This is a genomic window from Amycolatopsis lurida (genome assembly GCF_900105055.1).
Taxonomy (GTDB): Bacteria; Actinomycetota; Actinomycetes; order Mycobacteriales; family Pseudonocardiaceae; genus Amycolatopsis; species Amycolatopsis lurida.
In genome coordinates this window covers 6435713-6452457 of sequence record NZ_FNTA01000004.1, presented here as the reverse complement: position 1 = coordinate 6452457, position 16745 = coordinate 6435713, and the positions used below count along the sequence as shown (strand labels likewise).

Sequence of the window (16745 nt, the reverse complement as noted above, 5' to 3'; positions counted from 1 at the left end):
ACCGTTGGCCGGGCTTCGCGCGCTCAGGCAGACTGCGGCGTCATGACCTCTGTCGTACAGAACTTCTTCTTCGACTGCGCCGACGCCTACGAACTGGGCCGGTTCTGGAGCGGCGTCGTCGGCAAACCGATGGCCGACGACGACGTGCCGGGCGATCCCGAAGCGATCATCGAGATGGACAACGGAGTCACACTGTTCTTCGGGCAGGTCCCGGAGCCGAAGACGTTGAAGAACCGGATGCATCTCTGCCTCACGCCGGACATCCCGCGCGACGAGGAGGTGGAGCGCCTGCTGAAGCTCGGCGCGACCCTCCTGCACGACCGGCGCAACCCGGACGGCACCGGCTGGGCGGTCCTCGCCGACCCCGAGGGCAACGAATTCTGTGTGCTGCGCAGCGCCGCCGAGAAGGCCGCCACCGCATGACGGACTACCTGACCGTCAACCGGGCGAACTGGGACGAACGCGCTCCGGCACACGCCGCTTCGGCGGACTACGGCTACAAGAAGTTCGTCGCGGACCCGGCACACCTCAGCGGCGTGGTCACCTTCGACCGGCCGCTGCTCGGCGACGTCTCCGACGCCCGGGGAGTGCACCTGCAGTGCCATATCGGCACGGACACGCTTTCGCTGTCCCGCCTCGGCGCACGGATGACCGGCCTCGACTTTTCCGCGCCCGCGCTGGAGATCGCGCGAGGGCTGGCCGCCGAGACCGGCGCGGAGATCGACTACCACGAGTCCGATGTGTACAGTGCCGCCGACGTGCTGGGCGCGGGGGAATTCGACCTCGTCTACACGGGGATCGGCGCGATCTGCTGGCTGCCGGACATCGCCCGCTGGGGACAGGTCGTCGGGAAGTTGCTGAAGCCGGGCGGACGGCTGTTCATCCGGGACATGCACCCGATGCTGGGCACCCTCGACGAGACGCAGCCGGTCATCACGCCGCGCTACCCGTACTTCGAGCAGGCCGAACCGCTGGTGTTCGACGAACCGGGGACCTATGTGGACACCGACGTTTCGTTCCAGCACAACCGGACGCACGAATGGAACCACGGGCTCGGCGAGATCGTCACTTCGCTGCTCGACGCGGGGCTGACCCTGACGCGGCTGGTGGAGCACGACAGCGTGCCGTGGAATGCGCTCCCCGGGTTCATGACCCTGAACGAGGCGACCGAGGAATGGCGGCTGACGGAGGAGCCGCGGCGGCTGGCGGCCAGTTTCACGATCGAAGCCGTGAAGCGGGCCTGAGCGTCGGGTCTCGTGAGTGGTAAGGACGGTTAGAACCGTCCTTACCACTCACGAGTCTTTGGAAGAATGTCCTCATGAGCGTCTCTCCTGAGAAACGGCCCCTTGTCGCCGTCGCCGCCTTGGGCGGCACCATCTCGATGGTCCCCGGCGACGGTGAAGACCACGCCGTCCCCCGGCTCACCGCCGCCGACCTGCTCGGCGACCTGGGCGAGAACCTCGAGATGGACGTCCGCGCGGAGACGCTCGCGGGGATTTCCAGCGCCTCGATGGATTTCGCGACCCTGATCAGGACACGGGATTGGGCGGCCAGGGCAGTCGACGAAGGCGCTGAAGGTGTCGTCGTGGTCCAAGGCACGGACACGCTCGAAGAGACCGCGTACTTCTTCGAATTGACGTGGGCTTCCGAGGCGCCGATCGTGATCACCGGCGCGATGCGCAATCCCAGCCTGCCCAGCCCCGACGGTGCGGGAAACCTGCTGGCCGCGCTGACCGTCGCCGCCGATCCCCGCAGCCGGGGCCGCGGCTCGCTGGTCGCGTTCAACGACGACGTCCACGCCGCGCGCTGGGTGCGCAAAACGCATTCGAGCCATGTCGAGGCGTTCTCGTCGAATCCCGCCGGACCGCTCGCGCTGCTCAGCGAAGGCTTGGTGCACTACTTCCACCCGGCCGCCGCCCGCCCGGCGGCGTTGCCCTTGGCGAACGCGGACTTCTCCGGGCTGGTGCCGATCGTCGAGAGCGGTGTCGAGGACACCGGCGAGCTCCTGGAAACGCTGGTCAAGGCCGGGGTGAAGGGTGTGGTGCTCGCCGCGAACGGCGCCGGGCACGTTTCGGCGGGGTCCGCCGAAGTGATCGAGCGGGTCCTGCCGGAGGTGCCGATCGTGGTCGCCGGCCGCACCGGCGCCGGGCCGACGTTCCGCGGCACCTACGGCTTCCGCGGGTCCGAATCGGATCTGATCGCGATGGGCGCGACGATGGCGGGCTGGCTGGACCCGCGCAAATCCCGGCTCCTGCTGCACACCCTGCTCGCCACCGGCGCTTCGCGAGACCGCGTCGAGGCCGAATTCCGGCTCCGGGGCGACCTCGCCTAGGCCGCGTTTCGTCCTCTGAATGCGGGAGGTGTCAGTCCCGGACCGGGCCCGAGACGGGGTCCAGGTGATACGGCCGCATCGCGCGGGGCCGGTGCCGGTAGACGTGCACGCTGACGGCGGGATCCGGGCCGTCGTTGCGCACTTCGTGGACGTAGCCGGGGCCGAAGACGCGAGACTGGCCTTCGGACAGCGAGTGCAGCTCGGTCACGGCCCGGCCGTCGACGGCGCGCCGGGCGACGGTCTCGCTCAGCTTCCCGCTGACCACGGTGAACGCGCCCGCGGCGAATTCGTGGTCGTGCAGGTCGGTGCGCTGACCGGGAAGCCAGCTCATGAGCCAGATCTCCTGCAGTTCGTCCGCGTCGACGAGCGCGGAGAAACGCTCCTCGGGGTCGTAACGCAGCAGGTGCCGCCAGCGGTCACGGTCCGCGGCGAATTCGAGCGCGACGCGCACCGGGTGGCGCAGGGCGGGGTTTTCGGGAATGACGAGCGTGTTGTCCGGGACGGCGAACATGAAGGGGTCCTCGCAGAAGGAAGTGGGTGTCGAGCTGGGCCGGGGCTGAGTTCACCGACAACAGCGACACGACGCACACGAGACGGCGCCAAGACCGGAGAGGCCCCGCGACACAGTCATCCCACGTGCGAACATGCGCTCAGCGAACCAGCACGGAGCCCGGCGGTCAACCCATCCCATACCGTGGACCGGTCAGGACCACTCGTGCTTCTGCGAACGTCCGAGCAGCTCGGCTCCCGCGCGCCGCGGGTCGACCCCTTCATGGCACACGCGGTGCATCGCGTCGGTGATCGGCATGTCGACACCGAGCCCCATCGCGAGTTCCCGGATCGACGTGCACGATTTGACGCCCTCGGCGACCTGACCGCCGGTGGCCGCGAGCGCCTGCTCCAGCGTCTCGCCCCGGCCGAGCCGCTCGCCGAAGGTCCGGTTCCGCGACAACGGCGACGAGCAGGTCGCCACCAGGTCGCCGACGCCGGCGAGCCCGGCGAAGGTCAGCGGGTCGGCGCCCAGTTTCGCGCCGAGGCGGGCCATCTCGGCCAGCCCGCGGGTGATCAGGGTGGCCACGGTGTTCGCGCCGAGCCCGAGCCCGGCCGCCATCCCGCAGCTGAGCGCGATGACGTTCTTGCACGCCCCGCCCAGCTCGCAGCCGACGACGTCGGTGTTGGTGTACGGCCGGAAGTACTGGTTGAAGCTCGCCTGCTGGATCGCTTTGGCGTTGTCGTGGTCGGTGCAGGCCAGCACCGCCGCCGCCGGCTGCCCCAGTGCGATCTCCTTCGCCAGGTTCGGCCCGGATACGACCACGATCTGCCCGGCGTCGACGCGGGCGATCTCGGCGATCACCTCGCTCATCCGCTTGAGCGTGCCCAGCTCGACACCCTTCGCGAGGCTCACCAGGATCGCGTCGGACGGCAGCAGACCGGACCACTCCGACAGATTGGTCCGCAACGTCTGGCTCGGCACCGCGAGCACCACGGCCTGCGCGCCGTCGAGGGCCTCGGCCGGGTCCGCCGTCGCGGTGATGCGCTCCGGCAGGTCGATATCGGGCAAATAGGACGAATTGCGATGCCGTTCCCGGATGTCGGCCGCGACCTCGGGCCGCCGGGCCCAGATGGTCACGTCCCGCCCGGCGTCGCCGAGCACCTTCGCGAACGCCGTCCCCCACGATCCGGCGCCGAGCACGGTCACCCGCTGGACCTCGGCCATCAGGCGTCGTCCTCCGGTTTCTTCGCGGGCGGTTCCTCCTGGCGGATCTCCGCGAGCAGGGCGGTGATCTCGGTCATCATCAGCTCGGTGACCTCGCGCAGCTTGGACGCGCTGCGGGTCGAACCGTTCTTGTAGGCGGAAAGATCCAGCGGCTCGCCGACCAGGTGCGTGATCGTCTTGCGCGGGAAGGGCGTGAACTTCTTCGTGTAGCCGTTGAAGATGTGGTTCGTGCCCCAGCGCGCGATCGGGATCACCGGCACGTCGGTCTCCAGCGCCAGCCGCGCGGCACCGGTGAACGGCTTCTTCGGCCAGCCGTCCGGATCCTTGCTGATCGTCCCCTCCGGATAGATCACGACGACCTTGCCGTCCCGCAACGCCTGGTGGGCGGCCTTGAGGCTGTCGCCGGCGGCGGCCGAACCGCGCGAGACCGGGATCTGGCCGGCGCCGACGAAGACCTTGCCGAAGAGCGGTGTCCTGGTCAGGCTCTCCTTGCCGAGGAACCGCGGCACCCGCTTCTGGCGGTGCACGAAGACCGCGTCCACCGCCGGGTCCATGTGGGACACGTGGTTGAGCAGGAGCAGCGCGCCGCCTTCGCGGGGGATCCGCTCGGCGTTGCGGTAGACCCGCTTGCCGATGGCCGTCGCCGGGTAGAACAGTGCGGCGGCGATGCCCACCCAGATGCCGCCCTTCTCACGCCGGGCCAATTCGTCCTCCTCGAAGTCACACGTGTCGTCCCAGGCCACTGATCCTGCCGCGCGCATCCGAGCGCGGTCCAGGGAGGGTCGGGTAAGAAGTGAGATGTGGATGTGGATGTGGACCTGATCGTGCCGATGAAACGCCCGGCGGAGGGCAAGTCGCGGCTTCGCGGCGCGGTCGTGCCCGAGCGGCACGCCGAACTGGTGCTGGCGCTGGCCTACGACACGCTGTCCGCGGCGATCTCGGCGGACGGGGTCCGGCGGGTGCTGGTGGTCGCCGCCGACCCGGCGGCGGTGGCGGAACTCACCGAGCTGGGCGTCGAGATCGTCACCGAACCGTCGCGTGGCGGATTGAACGCGGCCCTGCGCCACGGCGAAGAGCTGCTGCGCCGGGACACGCCCTCCGGTCTCGTCGGCGCGCTGCAGGCCGACCTGCCCGCGCTGCGGACCGAGGACCTCACCGCCGCCCTCGCCGAAGCCGCCGGAAAGCGGGCGTTCGTCGCGGACCGGCAGGGAACGGGCACGACCCTGTTGCTCGCGGGGGCGGGCCGCGCGCTGGCGCCCCGGTTCGGCGCCGGTTCCGCGCGGGCGCACACCGCGTCCGGTGCGACCCCGCTCACGATCGCCGCGGAATCGCTCAGGGCCGACGTGGACACCGCGGATGATCTCGCTCACGTTCGCACCCTGGGCGCCGGAAAGCGCACTTCAACGCTGTTGGGAACACCCTGCGTGGCGATGTGACGAGAGTTCACCCTGGCGACCCGCGCGCGGCGCACATAATCGCCCCGAGTGGTGAACAATGAAGCCCGTGAGCACAAATGACGGCGGCACCCCGAACTCGGCAAGGAGGCGGAAGACCTCCGCCGCGAAACCGGAACCGGACAGCGGCACGGCGAAACCCGCCAGGCCGAAAAAGAACAGCAGCCCGGCGCCCCGCACGGCCGTCCGCGCGACCCGCGGCGGTTCGGCGAGCCGTCCCGCGCAGGAGTTCCGCGCGCTGCCCGCCGCGCCGCCCGCGGTGACGTCAGCGCCCACGGCCGTCGAAACCCTGCCCGACGACCGGTACTTCAACCGCGAGCTGTCATGGCAGGACTTCAACGCGCGCGTGCTCGCGCTGGCCGAGGACGAGTCGCAGCCGCTGCTCGAACGCGCCAAGTTCCTGGCGATCTTCGCGTCCAATTTGGACGAGTTCTACATGGTGCGGGTCGCCGGGCTGAAACGCCGCGACGAGACCGGGCTCCCGGTCCGCAGCGCGGACGGGCTCACCCCGCGCGAGCAGCTGGCGTACATCGCCAAACGCAACCAGGACCTGGTCGAGCGGCACACGAACGCCTTCGAACTGCACTTGCGGCCGCGGCTGGCGGAAGAGGACATCCGCATCGTCGGCTGGAACGACCTGACCGGCGCCGACCAGCTCCGGCTCTCCAACTACTTCAGCGAGCAGATCTTCCCGGTGCTCACACCGCTGGCCGTGGATCCCGCGCACCCGTTCCCCTACATTTCCGGCCTTTCGCTCAACCTGGCCATCACCGTCCGGGACCCCGAAGCGGGCACGGAGCGGTTCGCGCGGGTCAAGGTACCGAGCAACGTGCCGCGCCTGATGCGGATCGAGCAGCAGCCGCGGGAGAGCCGCACCGCGACGTTCCTTCCGCTGGAGGAACTGATCGCCGCCCACCTCGGCGAGCTGTTCACCGGCATGGAGGTCACCGAGCACCACGCGTTCCGGGTCACCCGCAACGCGGACTTCGAGGTAGAAGAGGACCGGGACGAGGATCTTCTCCAGGCGCTGGAACGCGAACTGGCCCAGCGCCGGTTCGGCCCGCCGGTGCGGCTCGAAGTGGCGCAGGACATGAGCGAGCACATGCTCGAACTGCTGCTGCGCGAACTGGAGGTCGACCCGCGCGACGTCGTCGAGGTCCCCGGTCTGCTGGATCTCACCTGTCTGCACCAGTTGTCCGGGGTCGACCGGAAGGAACTCAAGGACCGCCCTTTCGTTCCCGCCACGCATCCGGCGTTCGGTGAGCGCGAGACGCCGAAGTCGGTGTTCGCGACGCTGCGCGAGGGCGACGTCCTCGTGCACCACCCGTACGACTCGTTCTCCACCAGCGTCCAGCGGTTCATCGAACAGGCCGCCGCGGACGACAAGGTGCTGGCGATCAAGCAGACGCTGTACCGCACCTCCGGCGACTCCCCGATCGTCGACGCGCTGATCGACGCCGCCGAGGCGGGCAAACAGGTCGTCGCGCTGGTCGAGATCAAGGCGCGGTTCGACGAACAGGCCAACATCACCTGGGCCCGCACGCTGGAACGCGCGGGCGTGCACGTGGTCTACGGGCTCGTCGGGCTGAAGACGCACTGCAAGGTGTCGATGGTGGTGCGCCAGGAGGGTTCGACCATCCGCCGCTACTGCCACATCGGCACCGGCAACTACAACCCGAAGACCGCGCGCCTGTACGAGGACCTCGGCATCCTGACCGCCGACCCGACGATCGGCGCGGACCTGACGGATCTGTTCAACGTGCTGACCGGGTACTCCCGTCAGGACACCTACCGCAACATCCTCACTTCGCCGCACGGGATCCGCCGCGGCATCGTGCGCGCGATCGGCGAGGAGATCGAACTCGCCCGCGCCGGCCAGACCGCCGGGATCCGGATCAAGTGCAACTCGCTCGTCGACGAGCAGGTGATCGACGCGCTGTACCACGCCTCGCAGGCCGGAGTGCCGGTCGACATCGTGGTGCGCGGGATCTGCTCGCTGAAGCCGGGTGTGGAGGGGCTGAGCGAGAACATCCACGTGCGGTCCATCCTCGGCCGCTTCCTGGAGCACTCGCGCGTCTTCACCTTCCGCGCGGGCGGCACGCGGTGGATCGGCAGTGCGGACATGATGCACCGCAACCTGGACCGCCGGATCGAGGCGCTGGTGCGGGTCAAGGATCCGAAGCTGACGGCGCAGCTGGACTACATCTTCGAATCCGCGCTGCACCCCTCGACCCGGTGCTGGGTGCTGAACTCGACCGGCGAGTGGGCCCCGTCCCCCGCCTCCGGCGACGACGTCCGCGACCACCAGGTCGAGCTCGCGAAGCGGCACGGGGCAGCGGGATGAGCGGGGTCATCCGGGCGGCGGGAGCCGTCCTCTGGCGTCGTGGCGGGGACCGGATCGAGGTCGCGCTGGTCCACCGGCCGCGCTACGACGATTGGTCGCTGCCGAAGGGAAAGCTGGATCCGGGCGAGACCATCGCGGGCGCGGCGGTCCGGGAGATCGAAGAGGAGACCGGATTCGACGCGGTGCTCGGCCGCTATCTGGTCCGGACCGAATACACCGTGGCGGGCACGCCGAAGACCGTCGACTACTTCTCCGCGCACGCCGTTTCCGGTGCTTTCGCGCCGAACGAGGAAGTCGACGAGTTGCGCTGGCTCGACGCGGAGGCGGCGGAAAAACTGCTGACGCGGCCCGAGGACGTCCGGGTGCTGCGCGAGTTCTCCGCGCTGCCGCCCGAACTCACCACGGTGATCCTGGTGCGGCACGCCAAAGCGGGTAAACGCGACGAGTGGAACGGCGACGACGACCTGCGTCCGCTGTCGGACGCGGGCCAGCGCCAGGCCGAAGCGCTGCGTTCGCTGCTGCGGCACTACGCGCCCGGCAGGGTGCTCTCGGCGCCGCGCCTTCGCTGTGTCCAGACGGTGAACGGGCTCGCCGAAGACCTCGGGGTCGAGATCCGGCACGAGCCGCTGCTGTCGGAAGAGGGCTACTGGCCGGACCCGGTGCTCGGTGTCGCGCGGCTGCTGGCCATCGCCGGTGACGGTGGCACGCCGGTGATCTCCAGCCAGGGCGGGGTGATCCCGGACGTCGTCAGTGCGCTGGCCGACCGTGACGGCGTCGACCTGACCGCGGCGCGCGGCGGTGTGGTGCCGTCGAAGAAGGGTTCGTTCTGGGTGCTGTCGTTCCGGCCCGCGACCGATCAGGACGGGCCGGTGCTGGTGGCCGCGGACTATTTCGCGTCGCCTTTGCCCACACCCGCTCCCGCGCATCCCTGAGGCTTTGTCACGCGTGAAGGCCCCCTTCCCTCGGCTGAGCCGAGGGAAGGGGGCCTTCACGCGCTACAGGGCCGTTTGAGGACTGGCTGGGCGTATCCGCCCGCGCGCCACGGCGCGCACACGGACCCGGCGCCCCTTCACGGTTGCGAAAGTGGCTTTCGCGACCCCCCCTCACGTCAGGCTTAGCCGCTCAAGGAAATCCGAAGCGCCGCTCCCCCACGTGGGTGACGCGCCTACTCCGGCTGTGTCGATGCGGACCCGCACTCATCGCTCCACTGTGGAGCCACCCACCGGGAAGGCGCATCCATCGGAGTGACAGGGAAATCCCAGCCGAAGCGGATTCTTTTCCGGAACTTCGCCCACCGGCAGGAGAATCGCGTCACATACACCACTGGGCGGCCGCGGATCCGTAGCGACTCCCAAGATCCCCGGAGACCGCACGCGAGCGTGTCAGGGCAAGACAGGGGCTTCCTTGGTGTCCTGAAAATGCGGCAGGGCCCCGCGCCGTGCGCGGGGCCCTGCCGTTGGCTCTCTCCTGAAGAGGGAGCTTACTTCTTCTTCGCGGCAGCCGAAGTCCGCTTGGCCGGAGCCTTCTTCGCGGGAGCCTTGGCAGCGGTCGCCTTGGCGGCCGGCTTCGCGGCGGCCTTGGTGGCGGTCGCCTTCTTGGCCGTGGTGGCGCGAGTCGTGGCCTTGGCAGCGGTCTTCGGCGCGGCCTTGGTGGCGGTCGTCTTGGCCGCTGCCTTGGTCGCGGTCGCCTTGGCGGCCGGCTTCGCGGCGGCACGCGTCGTCGTGGCGGCGGCGCGGGTCCGCGTGGTGGTGGAACGCGTCGCGGCCGGGCGGCTGGCGGCCGTCCGGGTCGTCGTCGCGCGGGTGGTGGTGGCGCGAGTGGCGGTGCCGGTGGTCGCGCGCTTCACAGCGGTGGCCTTCGGCAGCTTCTTCGAACCACTGATGACGTCCTTGAAGGTCGTGCCGGCGCGGAACGCGGGCACGTTGGTCTTCTTGACGCGAACGGTCTCACCGGTGCGCGGGTTCCGCGCGGTGCGGGCGGCGCGGGCGCGCTTCTCGAACACACCGAAGCCGGTGATGTTCACCTTCTCGCCCTTGTTGACCGTCCGGATGATGATGTCGACAAGGCCATCGACGGCCTCCGACGCGACCTTCTTGTCGCCCAGGCGCTCCGACAGCGCCTCGATCAGCTGGGCCTTGTTGGCCATTCCAGTCCTCCAAGAAGAACTACTTGTACACGGCCCCGTCGGCCGACTTAGCGCACACGGTATTACCAATGCAGCACAAATTCCAAACGACGCGCGGAAATTTCCCTTGTCTCGGGGGCTGTTCCGCCTCCCGAGGGACCCCTTCAGGGCCTCTCGAGGTGCCGTTCGGTGTGGTTTCGGGGCGGTCGTGGAGGACCCCGGCCAGGGTGCGGATTCCCTGCTCAGCAAGGGAATCCGCCCCCTTCGACCGGCCTTAGGAGGAGGCCGCCGGGAGGGTCACCGGCTTCCAGGAGGGGCGCCGGGTCTCGAAAGTGTCGATCTCCTCCGCGTGGCGGAGTGTCAGGGCGATGTCGTCGAGCCCTTCGAGGAGCCGCCAGCGGGTGTAGTCGTCGATCTGGAAGGGCGCGGTGAAGTCCTTGGCTCGTACCGTCTTCGACTCGAGGTCCACCGTGACCTCCGTCCCGGGCTCGTTTTCGAGCAGCTTCCACAGCAGTTCGACGTCCGCCTGCTCGACCTGAGCGGCGACGAGGCCCTGCTTGCCCGAGTTGCCGCGGAAGATGTCCGCGAACCGGGAGGAGATCACGACCCGGAATCCGTAGTCCATCAAGGCCCACACGGCGTGCTCACGGGAGGAACCGGTGCCGAAGTCCGGGCCCGCGACCAGGACCGACCCGCTCTTGAAGGGCTCTTGGTTGAGGATGAACGACTCGTCGGAACGCCAGGCGGCGAAGAGCCCGTCCTCGAAGCCGGTGCGGCTCACGCGCTTGAGGTAGACCGCCGGGATGATCTGGTCAGTGTCCACGTTGGACCTGCGCAGCGGGACCCCGACGCCGGTGTGGTGGGTGAACGCGTCCATGTTGGGAACTCCTTCGCGGATGTCAGCGATGTCAGCGAGCGACGGCGGGCTGCAGGTCTTCGGGGCTGGACAGCGTGCCCCGCACGGCCGTGGCGGCCGCGACGAGCGGTGAGACCAGGTGCGTGCGGCCGCCCTTGCCCTGCCTGCCTTCGAAGTTGCGGTTCGAGGTCGACGCGCTCCGCTCGCCCGGCTTGAGCTGATCCGGGTTCATGCCGAGGCACATCGAGCAGCCGGCCTGACGCCATTCCGCGCCCGCTTCGGTGAAGACCCGGTCCAGCCCTTCGGCTTCCGCCGCCTGGCGGACGCGCATCGAGCCGGGGACGACGAGCATCCGGACCGAGTCGGCGACCTTGTGCCCGCGCAGGACGTCCGCGGCGGCCCTCAGATCCTCGATACGGCCATTCGTGCACGAGCCGAGGAAGACGGTGTCCACCGCGATCTCACGCAGCGGCGTGCCCGGCTTCAGGTCCATATAGGACAGGGCCTTCTCAGCGGCGATGCGCTCGTTCTCGTCGCCGATCCGCTCCGGGTCGGGCACCTCGGCGCCCAGCGGGAGCCCCTGGCCCGGGTTCGTGCCCCAGGTCACGAAAGGCGTGAGCTCGTCGGCGTTCAGGCGCACCTCGGCGTCGAAGACGGCGTCGTCGTCGGTGCGGAGTTCGCGCCAATTTTCGACGGCGGCGTCCCAGTCGGCGCCCTGCGGAGCGTGCGGGCGGCCCTTCAGATACGCGAACGTCGTCTCGTCCGGCGCGATGAGCCCGGCGCGCGCGCCCGCTTCGATGGACATGTTGCACACCGTCATCCGGGCTTCCATCGACAGCTTTTCGATGGCCTCACCGCGGTACTCGAGGACGTAGCCCTGCCCGCCGCCGGTGCCGATCTTCGCGATCACCGCGAGGATGACGTCCTTCGCCGTGACGCCGGGGCGCAGGGCGCCATCGACCGTGATCGCCATCGTCTTGAATGGACGGAGCGGCAGGGTCTGGGTGGCCATCACATGTTCGACCTCGGAGGTACCGATGCCGAACGCCATCGCGCCGAAGGCCCCGTGCGTCGAGGTGTGACTGTCGCCGCACACCACGGTCATCCCCGGCTGCGTCAGGCCCAGCTGCGGGCCGATGACGTGCACGATGCCCTGCTCGGCGTCGCCCATCGGGTGCAGCCGGACGCCGAACTCCTTGCAGTTGGCGCGAAGGGTGTCGACCTGGGTGCGGGACACGGGATCCGCGATGGGCAGCTCGATGTCGATCGTCGGGACGTTGTGGTCCTCGGTCGCGATGGTGAGGTCGGGGCGGCGCAGTTTCCGGCCGGCCAGGCGGAGTCCGTCGAACGCCTGGGGGCTGGTGACCTCGTGCAGCAGGTGGAGATCGATGTAGAGCAGATCGGGCTCGGCCCCCTCGCCGCGCCGCACCAGGTGCGACTCCCACACTTTCTCGGCCAGTGTCCGGGGCATTTCCGGCTCCTCACATGCGGTGAAATCGGTACTTCCCACCATCTGGACATCTCAAACTTCGGGAAGATAGTATCGGCTTGTGGGACAGCATAGCGGTATCGGAGTACTCGACAAGGCCGTGGCCGTGCTTCAGGCCGTGGCCGAAGATCCTTGTGGCCTGGCGGAACTGTGCACGCGGACCGGTTTGCCGCGCGCGACGGCGCATCGGCTCGCGGTCGGCCTCGAAGTGCATCGCCTGTTGCGCCGCGGCCCCGACGGGCGCTGGCGCCCGGGTACCGCGCTCGCGGAGCTGGCGGGCGGTTCGACCGACCCGCTGCTCGACGCGGCGAGTTCGGTGCTGCCGAAATTGCGCGACATCACCGGCGAAAGCGTGCAGCTGTACCGACGCGACGGCGTCCAGCGCGTGTGTGTTTCGACCGCGGAGCCGCCGAGCGGGCTCCGTGACACGGTGCCGATCGGTTCACGGCTGCCGATGACCGCGGGCTCCGGCGCGAAGGTGCTCGCCGCGTGGTCGGATCCGCACACCCAGCGCACGATCCTCACCGAGGCCGTGTACGGGGAGCGCACCCTGCTCGAAGTCCGCCGCCGCGGCTGGGCCCAGAGCGTGGCGGAGCGGGAACCCGGTGTGGCGAGTGTCTCGGCGCCCGTCCGGGATTCGACGGGCACCGTCGTCGCCGCGGTGTCGGTTTCCGGGCCCATCGAACGCATAGGGCGTAAACCAGGGGCGCGCTGGGCCGCGGACCTCCTCGCCGCCGCGGACGCGCTTCAAGAGCGTCTCTGAGCCCTCGAAACGAGTGAAGGCCCCCTTCACTGCGTCTAGCGCAGCGAAGGGGGCCTTCACGTACTTCCGAAGGGTCCTATCAGAACTCGTCGGCCTTGGTGAGCTCGTGTTCGAAGGTGTCGGCACGCGTGACGAGAGCCTTCAGCGGGTGCTCGAACTCGTTGACCAGGTTCAAGTCGACCAGCGGGATCGTGTGCTTGAGCAGCGCGACACCGTCCACCACCGCCGCGCCGCCGACCGAATCGCCGCCGGCCAGTTCGAGCAGGCGCCGCAGATCGATCTTGTCGGCCCAGCCGACCGGGGACGAGATCTCCACCCACTCCGCGCCGTCGTGGTCGGGCAGGTGGTGCAAGGAGACCTGCTGCCCGCGGCCGTCGCCGGTGTCGACCCGGAACCGGAGCCAGTCTCCCCGCTCTTCGAGCACCTCGTACCGCGCCCGGACGAAATTGATCACGCCTGCCCAGATGGACACCCTCGTCACCTCTCGGTTTCGCCGCCTCGTGCGCTGTCGAGCATGGCACATCCGGGACGGATGGAGTGTCGACGGTCTCTTTCCGGGGCGGTCCGAGCCAGGCCTAGAGCGGCGCCATCCGGTAACCCGACCCCCGCACGGTGTGGATCAGCGGCGGGTCCTTGAGCTTCCGCCGCAGCCGCGCGATCACGACGTCCAGCACGTTCGACGCCGGATCCGCCATCTCGTCCCACGCGTACCGGATCAGTTCCCGCCGCGAGACCGGCCGCCCGGTCGCGGCCATCAGCCGCTCCATGACGAGATACTCCTTGCGCGTCACGGTGAGCAGTACACCCGCCCGGGAGATCTGATGCCTGCCGGTGTCGAGTTCGACGTCGGCGCACCGCAGGACCACCGCCTGCCCGGCCATGTCGCGGCGGCACAGGCTGCGCACCCGCGCGATCAGTTCCGGCATCGCGAAGGGTTTGACCAGGTAGTCACCGCCGCCGACGCGCAGGCCGTCGATCCGGTCGGCGACGCTGTCGCGCGCGGTCAGGAACAGCACGGGCATCGGCCATCCGGCGCTGCGCCGGTGGCGCACATAGGCCAGCGCGTCGCCCGAAGGCAGCATCCGGTCGAACACCGCGCAGTCGTAGGCGTTCACCGTCAGCGCCTCGTCCGCGCCGGGGAGGTCGGCGGCGGTGTCCACCGCGAACCCGTCCCCGCGCAGCGCGAATTCCAGCGCCACCCGCAAGTTTTCGTCGTCCTCGGTCACCAGCACCCGCACACTGGAACGTTATCGTGCGATGGCCGCCTCCACGTCGGCCACGTGCAGCCCGCGCAGTTCTTCGATCGCGGGCATCCGGCCCAGCAGCCGCAAGCGTTGTGACTGAGCCGTGCGCGCCTTCTCGAACAGCAGGCGCGCGTCCCGCGCGTTGCCGAAGTTGACGTCGCCGGAGACACGCTGGAAGTGGCTGGTGAGCACCGGACCGGCGGCGGGATCGACTTCGTAGTCGCCTGCCGACGCCATCCGCCCGAAGATGGCGAGCAGTTCGGCCGGGCTGTAGTTCTCGAACTCGATCGTCTTGCCGAAGCGCGACGCGAGACCGGGGTTGGCGGCGAGGAAATCGACCATCTCACCGGTGTACCCGGCCACGATCACGGCCACTTCGTCGCGATGTTCCTCCATCAACGGCACCAGGGTGTCGATCGCCTCCTGGCCGAAATCGCCGCCGGAGCCGGCGAGCCGCGTCAGCGTGTACGCCTCGTCGATGAACAGGACGCCGCCCTTGGCCTCCTCGAACACCGTCGCGGTCTTCTCCGCGGTGTGCCCGATGTACTGCCCGACGAGATCCCGGCGCGACACCTCCCGGAACTGGCCGACCGGCAGGACTCCCAGCGCCTTCAAGAGTTTGCCGTAGATCCGCGCGACCGTGGTCTTCCCGGTGCCGGGCGCGCCCGCGAAGATCAGATGGTGCCCGGCCGCGCCGACGGGCAGCCCGGCCCGGCGGCGCCATTCGTTGACCTGCAACTCGTCGACCAGCGAGCGGACCTCTTCCTTGACCCCGGGAAGGCCGATCATCGCGTCGAGTTCGGCGAGCATCTCGTCCAACGCGTTGTCCCCCACGGCGCCGGGGTCCGCGACCTCACCGATCGTCGGCGTCGCCCCTTCGGCGATCGCGATCCCCGGTTCCGCGGTGTTCGAGACCCGGCATCCGGAGATCTCGCCGCCGCACCCGGAAGCGAACGAGATCCCCGGGCCCCGGGTGTCGGTGACCGTGCACCGCTTGAGGACCGGCACCCCGTGGTGCGCGACGGCGATGCCTTCGTGCCCGGTGTGCGAAACGGTGCAGCCTTCGACGACCGGCCGGGCGTACTGGTAGACGTAGATCCCCCTCAGCCCGCAACCGGTGACCGTGCAGCGGAGCACGACCGGATCGGCGCCCTGCCCGAGGGTGATGCCGTCCCCCGTCACGTCTTCGACGGTGGTGTCCTCGATCCGCCCTGGCGAACCGTCGACGACGATCCCCTGTTCCGCTCCCGAGATCACGCAACCGCTCACGGTGAACGCCGTCGTGCCGCGGATCGCGATCGCCGGGCCGCGTCCGCCGGAGACGGTGCAGTTCCGGATCGCGAGTTCCGTGTCGTCGGCCTGGATCGCGGACGCGTCACCCGCCAGGACTTCGATCCCTTCGAGGACGAGCGCCCCGCCGATGCCGCGGAAAACGGGCCGGTCCGCTCCTCGGCCGTCGATGACGACGGTGGCCCCGTCCGCCGCGGCCAGCGTCACCCGGAGGCCGGTCAGTTCGACGGTCTCCGCGTATTCACCGCCCGCGATGGTGATGACGGCGCCGTCGGACGCTTCCGCCAGAGCGTCGCCGATGGTCGGGTACGCGCCTGGCCGCTGGGCCACCAGGAGGACACGGCCGGAAGTCGAAGTCGTCATCAGCCCGCCTTCGCCATCAGCCAGCCGCGGTCGACGGCCTTGGCGCCCGCCTGGAACCGGCTGCGGGCGCCGAGCCGGTTCATGATGTCGGCGACCATCCGGCGCACCGTGCGCACGGAGACACCGAGACGCGCGGCGGCGGATTCGTCGGTGGTGCCGGAGAACAGCAGCGTCAGCAGCTCCTGTTCGCGGCAGGTCAGGATCGAGGCGTTCCCGGTGTCCGGGAGATCCAGCGGGACGAGCGGGGCGGAGGCCTGCCAGATCCGCTCGAACAGCCCGACCGTCGCGGTGACCACGCCGGGCAGCCGGAACACGGCGGAACCGGCCTGCCTGCCTTCCGCCGGGAGGACGACCGAGGTCCGGTCGATCACCAGCGCGTCCATCGGCACTTCGGCGTCGGTCCGCACCTCGGCGCCCGCCCGCGACATGCGGTTGAGCGCACCGGACATCCGCGCGGAGTCGGGGAAGAGCACCTTGTGCCGCACGCCGGGGCGCACGCCTCCGAGCGCGATCCGCTGGAACGCGGTGTCCGTTCCCGTGCTCATGACGAGCACTTCGCCGGTCGCTTCCGCGAGAAGCTCGCCGAGCCCCGCCCGGTCGCCGCCCTGGCCCGTTCCCGTGACCAGGCTGAGCTGGCCGGTCTGCACGGTCATCGCAGGTACCTCCCTCTTCCCCCGGCGCGGTGCCGCCGACGACGTCCTGTTCATGCCAGTTCCCCGCCACCGGGGCGGCCGCGGGCACCCGACGCGTTAGCGTTCAGGGGCACCG

17 protein-coding genes are annotated in these 16745 nt (G+C 69.6%); 7 read left to right on the top strand and 10 right to left on the bottom strand.

The features are described 5' to 3' along the window. The first annotated feature begins 42 nt into the window (after positions 1-42). The 3 genes from BLW75_RS35595 (at position 43) to BLW75_RS35585 (ending at position 2332) form a co-directional block, all read left to right on the top strand. Positions 43-423 carry a VOC family protein gene (locus BLW75_RS35595; RefSeq protein WP_034320353.1) on the top strand — a complete coding sequence of 127 codons (381 nt, stop codon included), beginning with the start codon at positions 43-45 and terminating at the stop codon, positions 421-423. Then, positions 420-1244 (top strand): class I SAM-dependent methyltransferase, encoded by an 825-nt coding sequence (locus tag BLW75_RS35590; RefSeq protein ID WP_034320350.1) that lies wholly within the window; start codon positions 420-422, stop codon positions 1242-1244. Before BLW75_RS35595 ends, BLW75_RS35590 begins: the two co-directional genes overlap by 4 nt. Before the next feature lie 74 nt (positions 1245-1318). Continuing rightward, on the top strand, positions 1319-2332 hold the full coding sequence (locus tag BLW75_RS35585) for an asparaginase (RefSeq protein WP_034320347.1): 1014 nt from the start codon (positions 1319-1321) through the stop codon (positions 2330-2332). A 31-nt stretch (positions 2333-2363) separates the two neighbouring features. Here BLW75_RS35585 and BLW75_RS35580 read toward each other — a convergent pair whose 3' ends face one another. The 3 genes from BLW75_RS35580 to BLW75_RS35570 all read right to left on the bottom strand — a co-directional run bounded on the left by BLW75_RS35580 (position 2364) and on the right by BLW75_RS35570 (position 4792). Next, on the bottom strand, positions 2364-2843 hold the full coding sequence (locus BLW75_RS35580; protein WP_034320344.1) for a cysteine dioxygenase: 480 nt from the start codon (positions 2841-2843) through the stop codon (positions 2364-2366). A 192-nt stretch (positions 2844-3035) separates the two neighbouring features. Further along, entirely contained in the window at positions 3036-4049 is a 1014-nt protein-coding gene (locus tag BLW75_RS35575; protein ID WP_198935816.1) for an NAD(P)H-dependent glycerol-3-phosphate dehydrogenase, read from the bottom strand. After that, entirely contained in the window at positions 4049-4792 is a 744-nt protein-coding gene (locus BLW75_RS35570) for a lysophospholipid acyltransferase family protein (protein WP_034320339.1), read from the bottom strand. The genes BLW75_RS35575 and BLW75_RS35570 overlap by 1 nt, the downstream gene beginning before the upstream one ends. A gap of 63 nt (positions 4793-4855) precedes the next feature. On the opposite strand from BLW75_RS35570, the gene cofC reads away from it, so the two are divergent. From cofC to BLW75_RS35555, 3 genes are read left to right on the top strand one after another with little or no spacing between them, the layout of a single operon-like run. Beyond that, the gene (cofC, locus tag BLW75_RS35565) at positions 4856-5485 is read left to right on the top strand and encodes a 2-phospho-L-lactate guanylyltransferase (protein WP_034320336.1); all 630 of its coding nucleotides are present in this window, start codon (positions 4856-4858) and stop codon (positions 5483-5485) included. A 58-nt stretch (positions 5486-5543) separates the two neighbouring features. Further along, the gene (locus BLW75_RS35560) at positions 5544-7847 is read left to right on the top strand and encodes an RNA degradosome polyphosphate kinase (RefSeq protein WP_198935815.1); all 2304 of its coding nucleotides are present in this window, start codon (positions 5544-5546) and stop codon (positions 7845-7847) included. After that, positions 7844-8779, top strand: coding sequence for an NUDIX hydrolase (locus BLW75_RS35555; RefSeq protein ID WP_034320333.1), 936 nt, complete (start codon positions 7844-7846; stop codon positions 8777-8779). The genes BLW75_RS35560 and BLW75_RS35555 overlap by 4 nt, the downstream gene beginning before the upstream one ends. A gap of 548 nt (positions 8780-9327) precedes the next feature. Here BLW75_RS35555 and BLW75_RS35550 read toward each other — a convergent pair. From BLW75_RS35550 to leuC, 3 genes are all read right to left on the bottom strand, one after another. Beyond that, a complete protein-coding gene (locus tag BLW75_RS35550) occupies positions 9328-9993 on the bottom strand; it encodes an HU family DNA-binding protein (protein ID WP_034320330.1) in 666 nt (221 codons plus the stop codon). Positions 9994-10246: 253 nt separating this feature from the next. Continuing rightward, complete coding sequence (gene leuD / locus BLW75_RS35545) at positions 10247-10849, bottom strand: 3-isopropylmalate dehydratase small subunit (RefSeq protein WP_034320327.1); 603 nt, start codon at positions 10847-10849, stop codon at positions 10247-10249. Positions 10850-10880: 31 nt separating this feature from the next. After that, positions 10881-12299, bottom strand: a complete 1419-nt coding sequence (leuC, locus tag BLW75_RS35540; RefSeq protein WP_034320324.1) for a 3-isopropylmalate dehydratase large subunit — start codon at positions 12297-12299, stop codon at positions 10881-10883. A 79-nt stretch (positions 12300-12378) separates the two neighbouring features. Between leuC and BLW75_RS35535 the strand changes: the two genes are divergently transcribed. Continuing rightward, a complete protein-coding gene (locus BLW75_RS35535; protein WP_007031477.1) occupies positions 12379-13080 on the top strand; it encodes an IclR family transcriptional regulator in 702 nt (233 codons plus the stop codon). A 79-nt stretch (positions 13081-13159) separates the two neighbouring features. Here BLW75_RS35535 and BLW75_RS35530 read toward each other — a convergent pair whose 3' ends face one another. The 4 genes from BLW75_RS35530 to BLW75_RS35515 all read right to left on the bottom strand — a co-directional run bounded on the left by BLW75_RS35530 (position 13160) and on the right by BLW75_RS35515 (position 16630). Next, on the bottom strand, positions 13160-13552 hold the full coding sequence (locus tag BLW75_RS35530; RefSeq protein WP_034320317.1) for a hypothetical protein: 393 nt from the start codon (positions 13550-13552) through the stop codon (positions 13160-13162). 103 nt (positions 13553-13655) lie between these two features. Then, positions 13656-14318: a winged helix-turn-helix domain-containing protein gene (locus BLW75_RS35525; RefSeq protein ID WP_034320314.1), complete on the bottom strand. Its 663-nt coding sequence runs from the start codon at positions 14316-14318 to the stop codon at positions 13656-13658. A gap of 9 nt (positions 14319-14327) precedes the next feature. Then, positions 14328-15977, bottom strand: coding sequence for a right-handed parallel beta-helix repeat-containing protein (locus BLW75_RS35520; protein ID WP_034320311.1), 1650 nt, complete (start codon positions 15975-15977; stop codon positions 14328-14330). Next, entirely contained in the window at positions 15977-16630 is a 654-nt protein-coding gene (locus BLW75_RS35515; RefSeq protein WP_034320308.1) for a helix-turn-helix transcriptional regulator, read from the bottom strand. The genes BLW75_RS35520 and BLW75_RS35515 overlap by 1 nt, the downstream gene beginning before the upstream one ends. Positions 16631-16745 lie beyond the last annotated feature (115 nt).

What these genes read in the sequence shown, in the direction of transcription:
- BLW75_RS35585 (WP_034320347.1), top strand. Translation starts at nt 1,319, where the DNA reads ATGAGCGTCTCTCCTGAGAAACGGCCCCTTGTCGCCGTCGCCGCCTTG.
- BLW75_RS35575 (WP_198935816.1), bottom strand. Translation starts at nt 4,049, where the DNA reads ATGGCCGAGGTCCAGCGGGTGACCGTGCTCGGCGCCGGATCGTGGGGG.
- leuC (WP_034320324.1), bottom strand. Translation starts at nt 12,299, where the DNA reads ATGCCCCGGACACTGGCCGAGAAAGTGTGGGAGTCGCACCTGGTGCGG.
- leuD (WP_034320327.1), bottom strand. Translation starts at nt 10,849, where the DNA reads ATGGACGCGTTCACCCACCACACCGGCGTCGGGGTCCCGCTGCGCAGG.
- BLW75_RS35580 (WP_034320344.1), bottom strand. Translation starts at nt 2,843, where the DNA reads ATGTTCGCCGTCCCGGACAACACGCTCGTCATTCCCGAAAACCCCGCC.
- BLW75_RS35555 (WP_034320333.1), top strand. Translation starts at nt 7,844, where the DNA reads ATGAGCGGGGTCATCCGGGCGGCGGGAGCCGTCCTCTGGCGTCGTGGC.
- BLW75_RS35590 (WP_034320350.1), top strand. Translation starts at nt 420, where the DNA reads ATGACGGACTACCTGACCGTCAACCGGGCGAACTGGGACGAACGCGCT.
- BLW75_RS35560 (WP_198935815.1), top strand. Translation starts at nt 5,544, where the DNA reads ATGAAGCCCGTGAGCACAAATGACGGCGGCACCCCGAACTCGGCAAGG.
- BLW75_RS35550 (WP_034320330.1), bottom strand. Translation starts at nt 9,993, where the DNA reads ATGGCCAACAAGGCCCAGCTGATCGAGGCGCTGTCGGAGCGCCTGGGC.
- BLW75_RS35520 (WP_034320311.1), bottom strand. Translation starts at nt 15,977, where the DNA reads ATGACGACTTCGACTTCCGGCCGTGTCCTCCTGGTGGCCCAGCGGCCA.
- BLW75_RS35595 (WP_034320353.1), top strand. Translation starts at nt 43, where the DNA reads ATGACCTCTGTCGTACAGAACTTCTTCTTCGACTGCGCCGACGCCTAC.
- BLW75_RS35515 (WP_034320308.1), bottom strand. Translation starts at nt 16,630, where the DNA reads ATGACCGTGCAGACCGGCCAGCTCAGCCTGGTCACGGGAACGGGCCAG.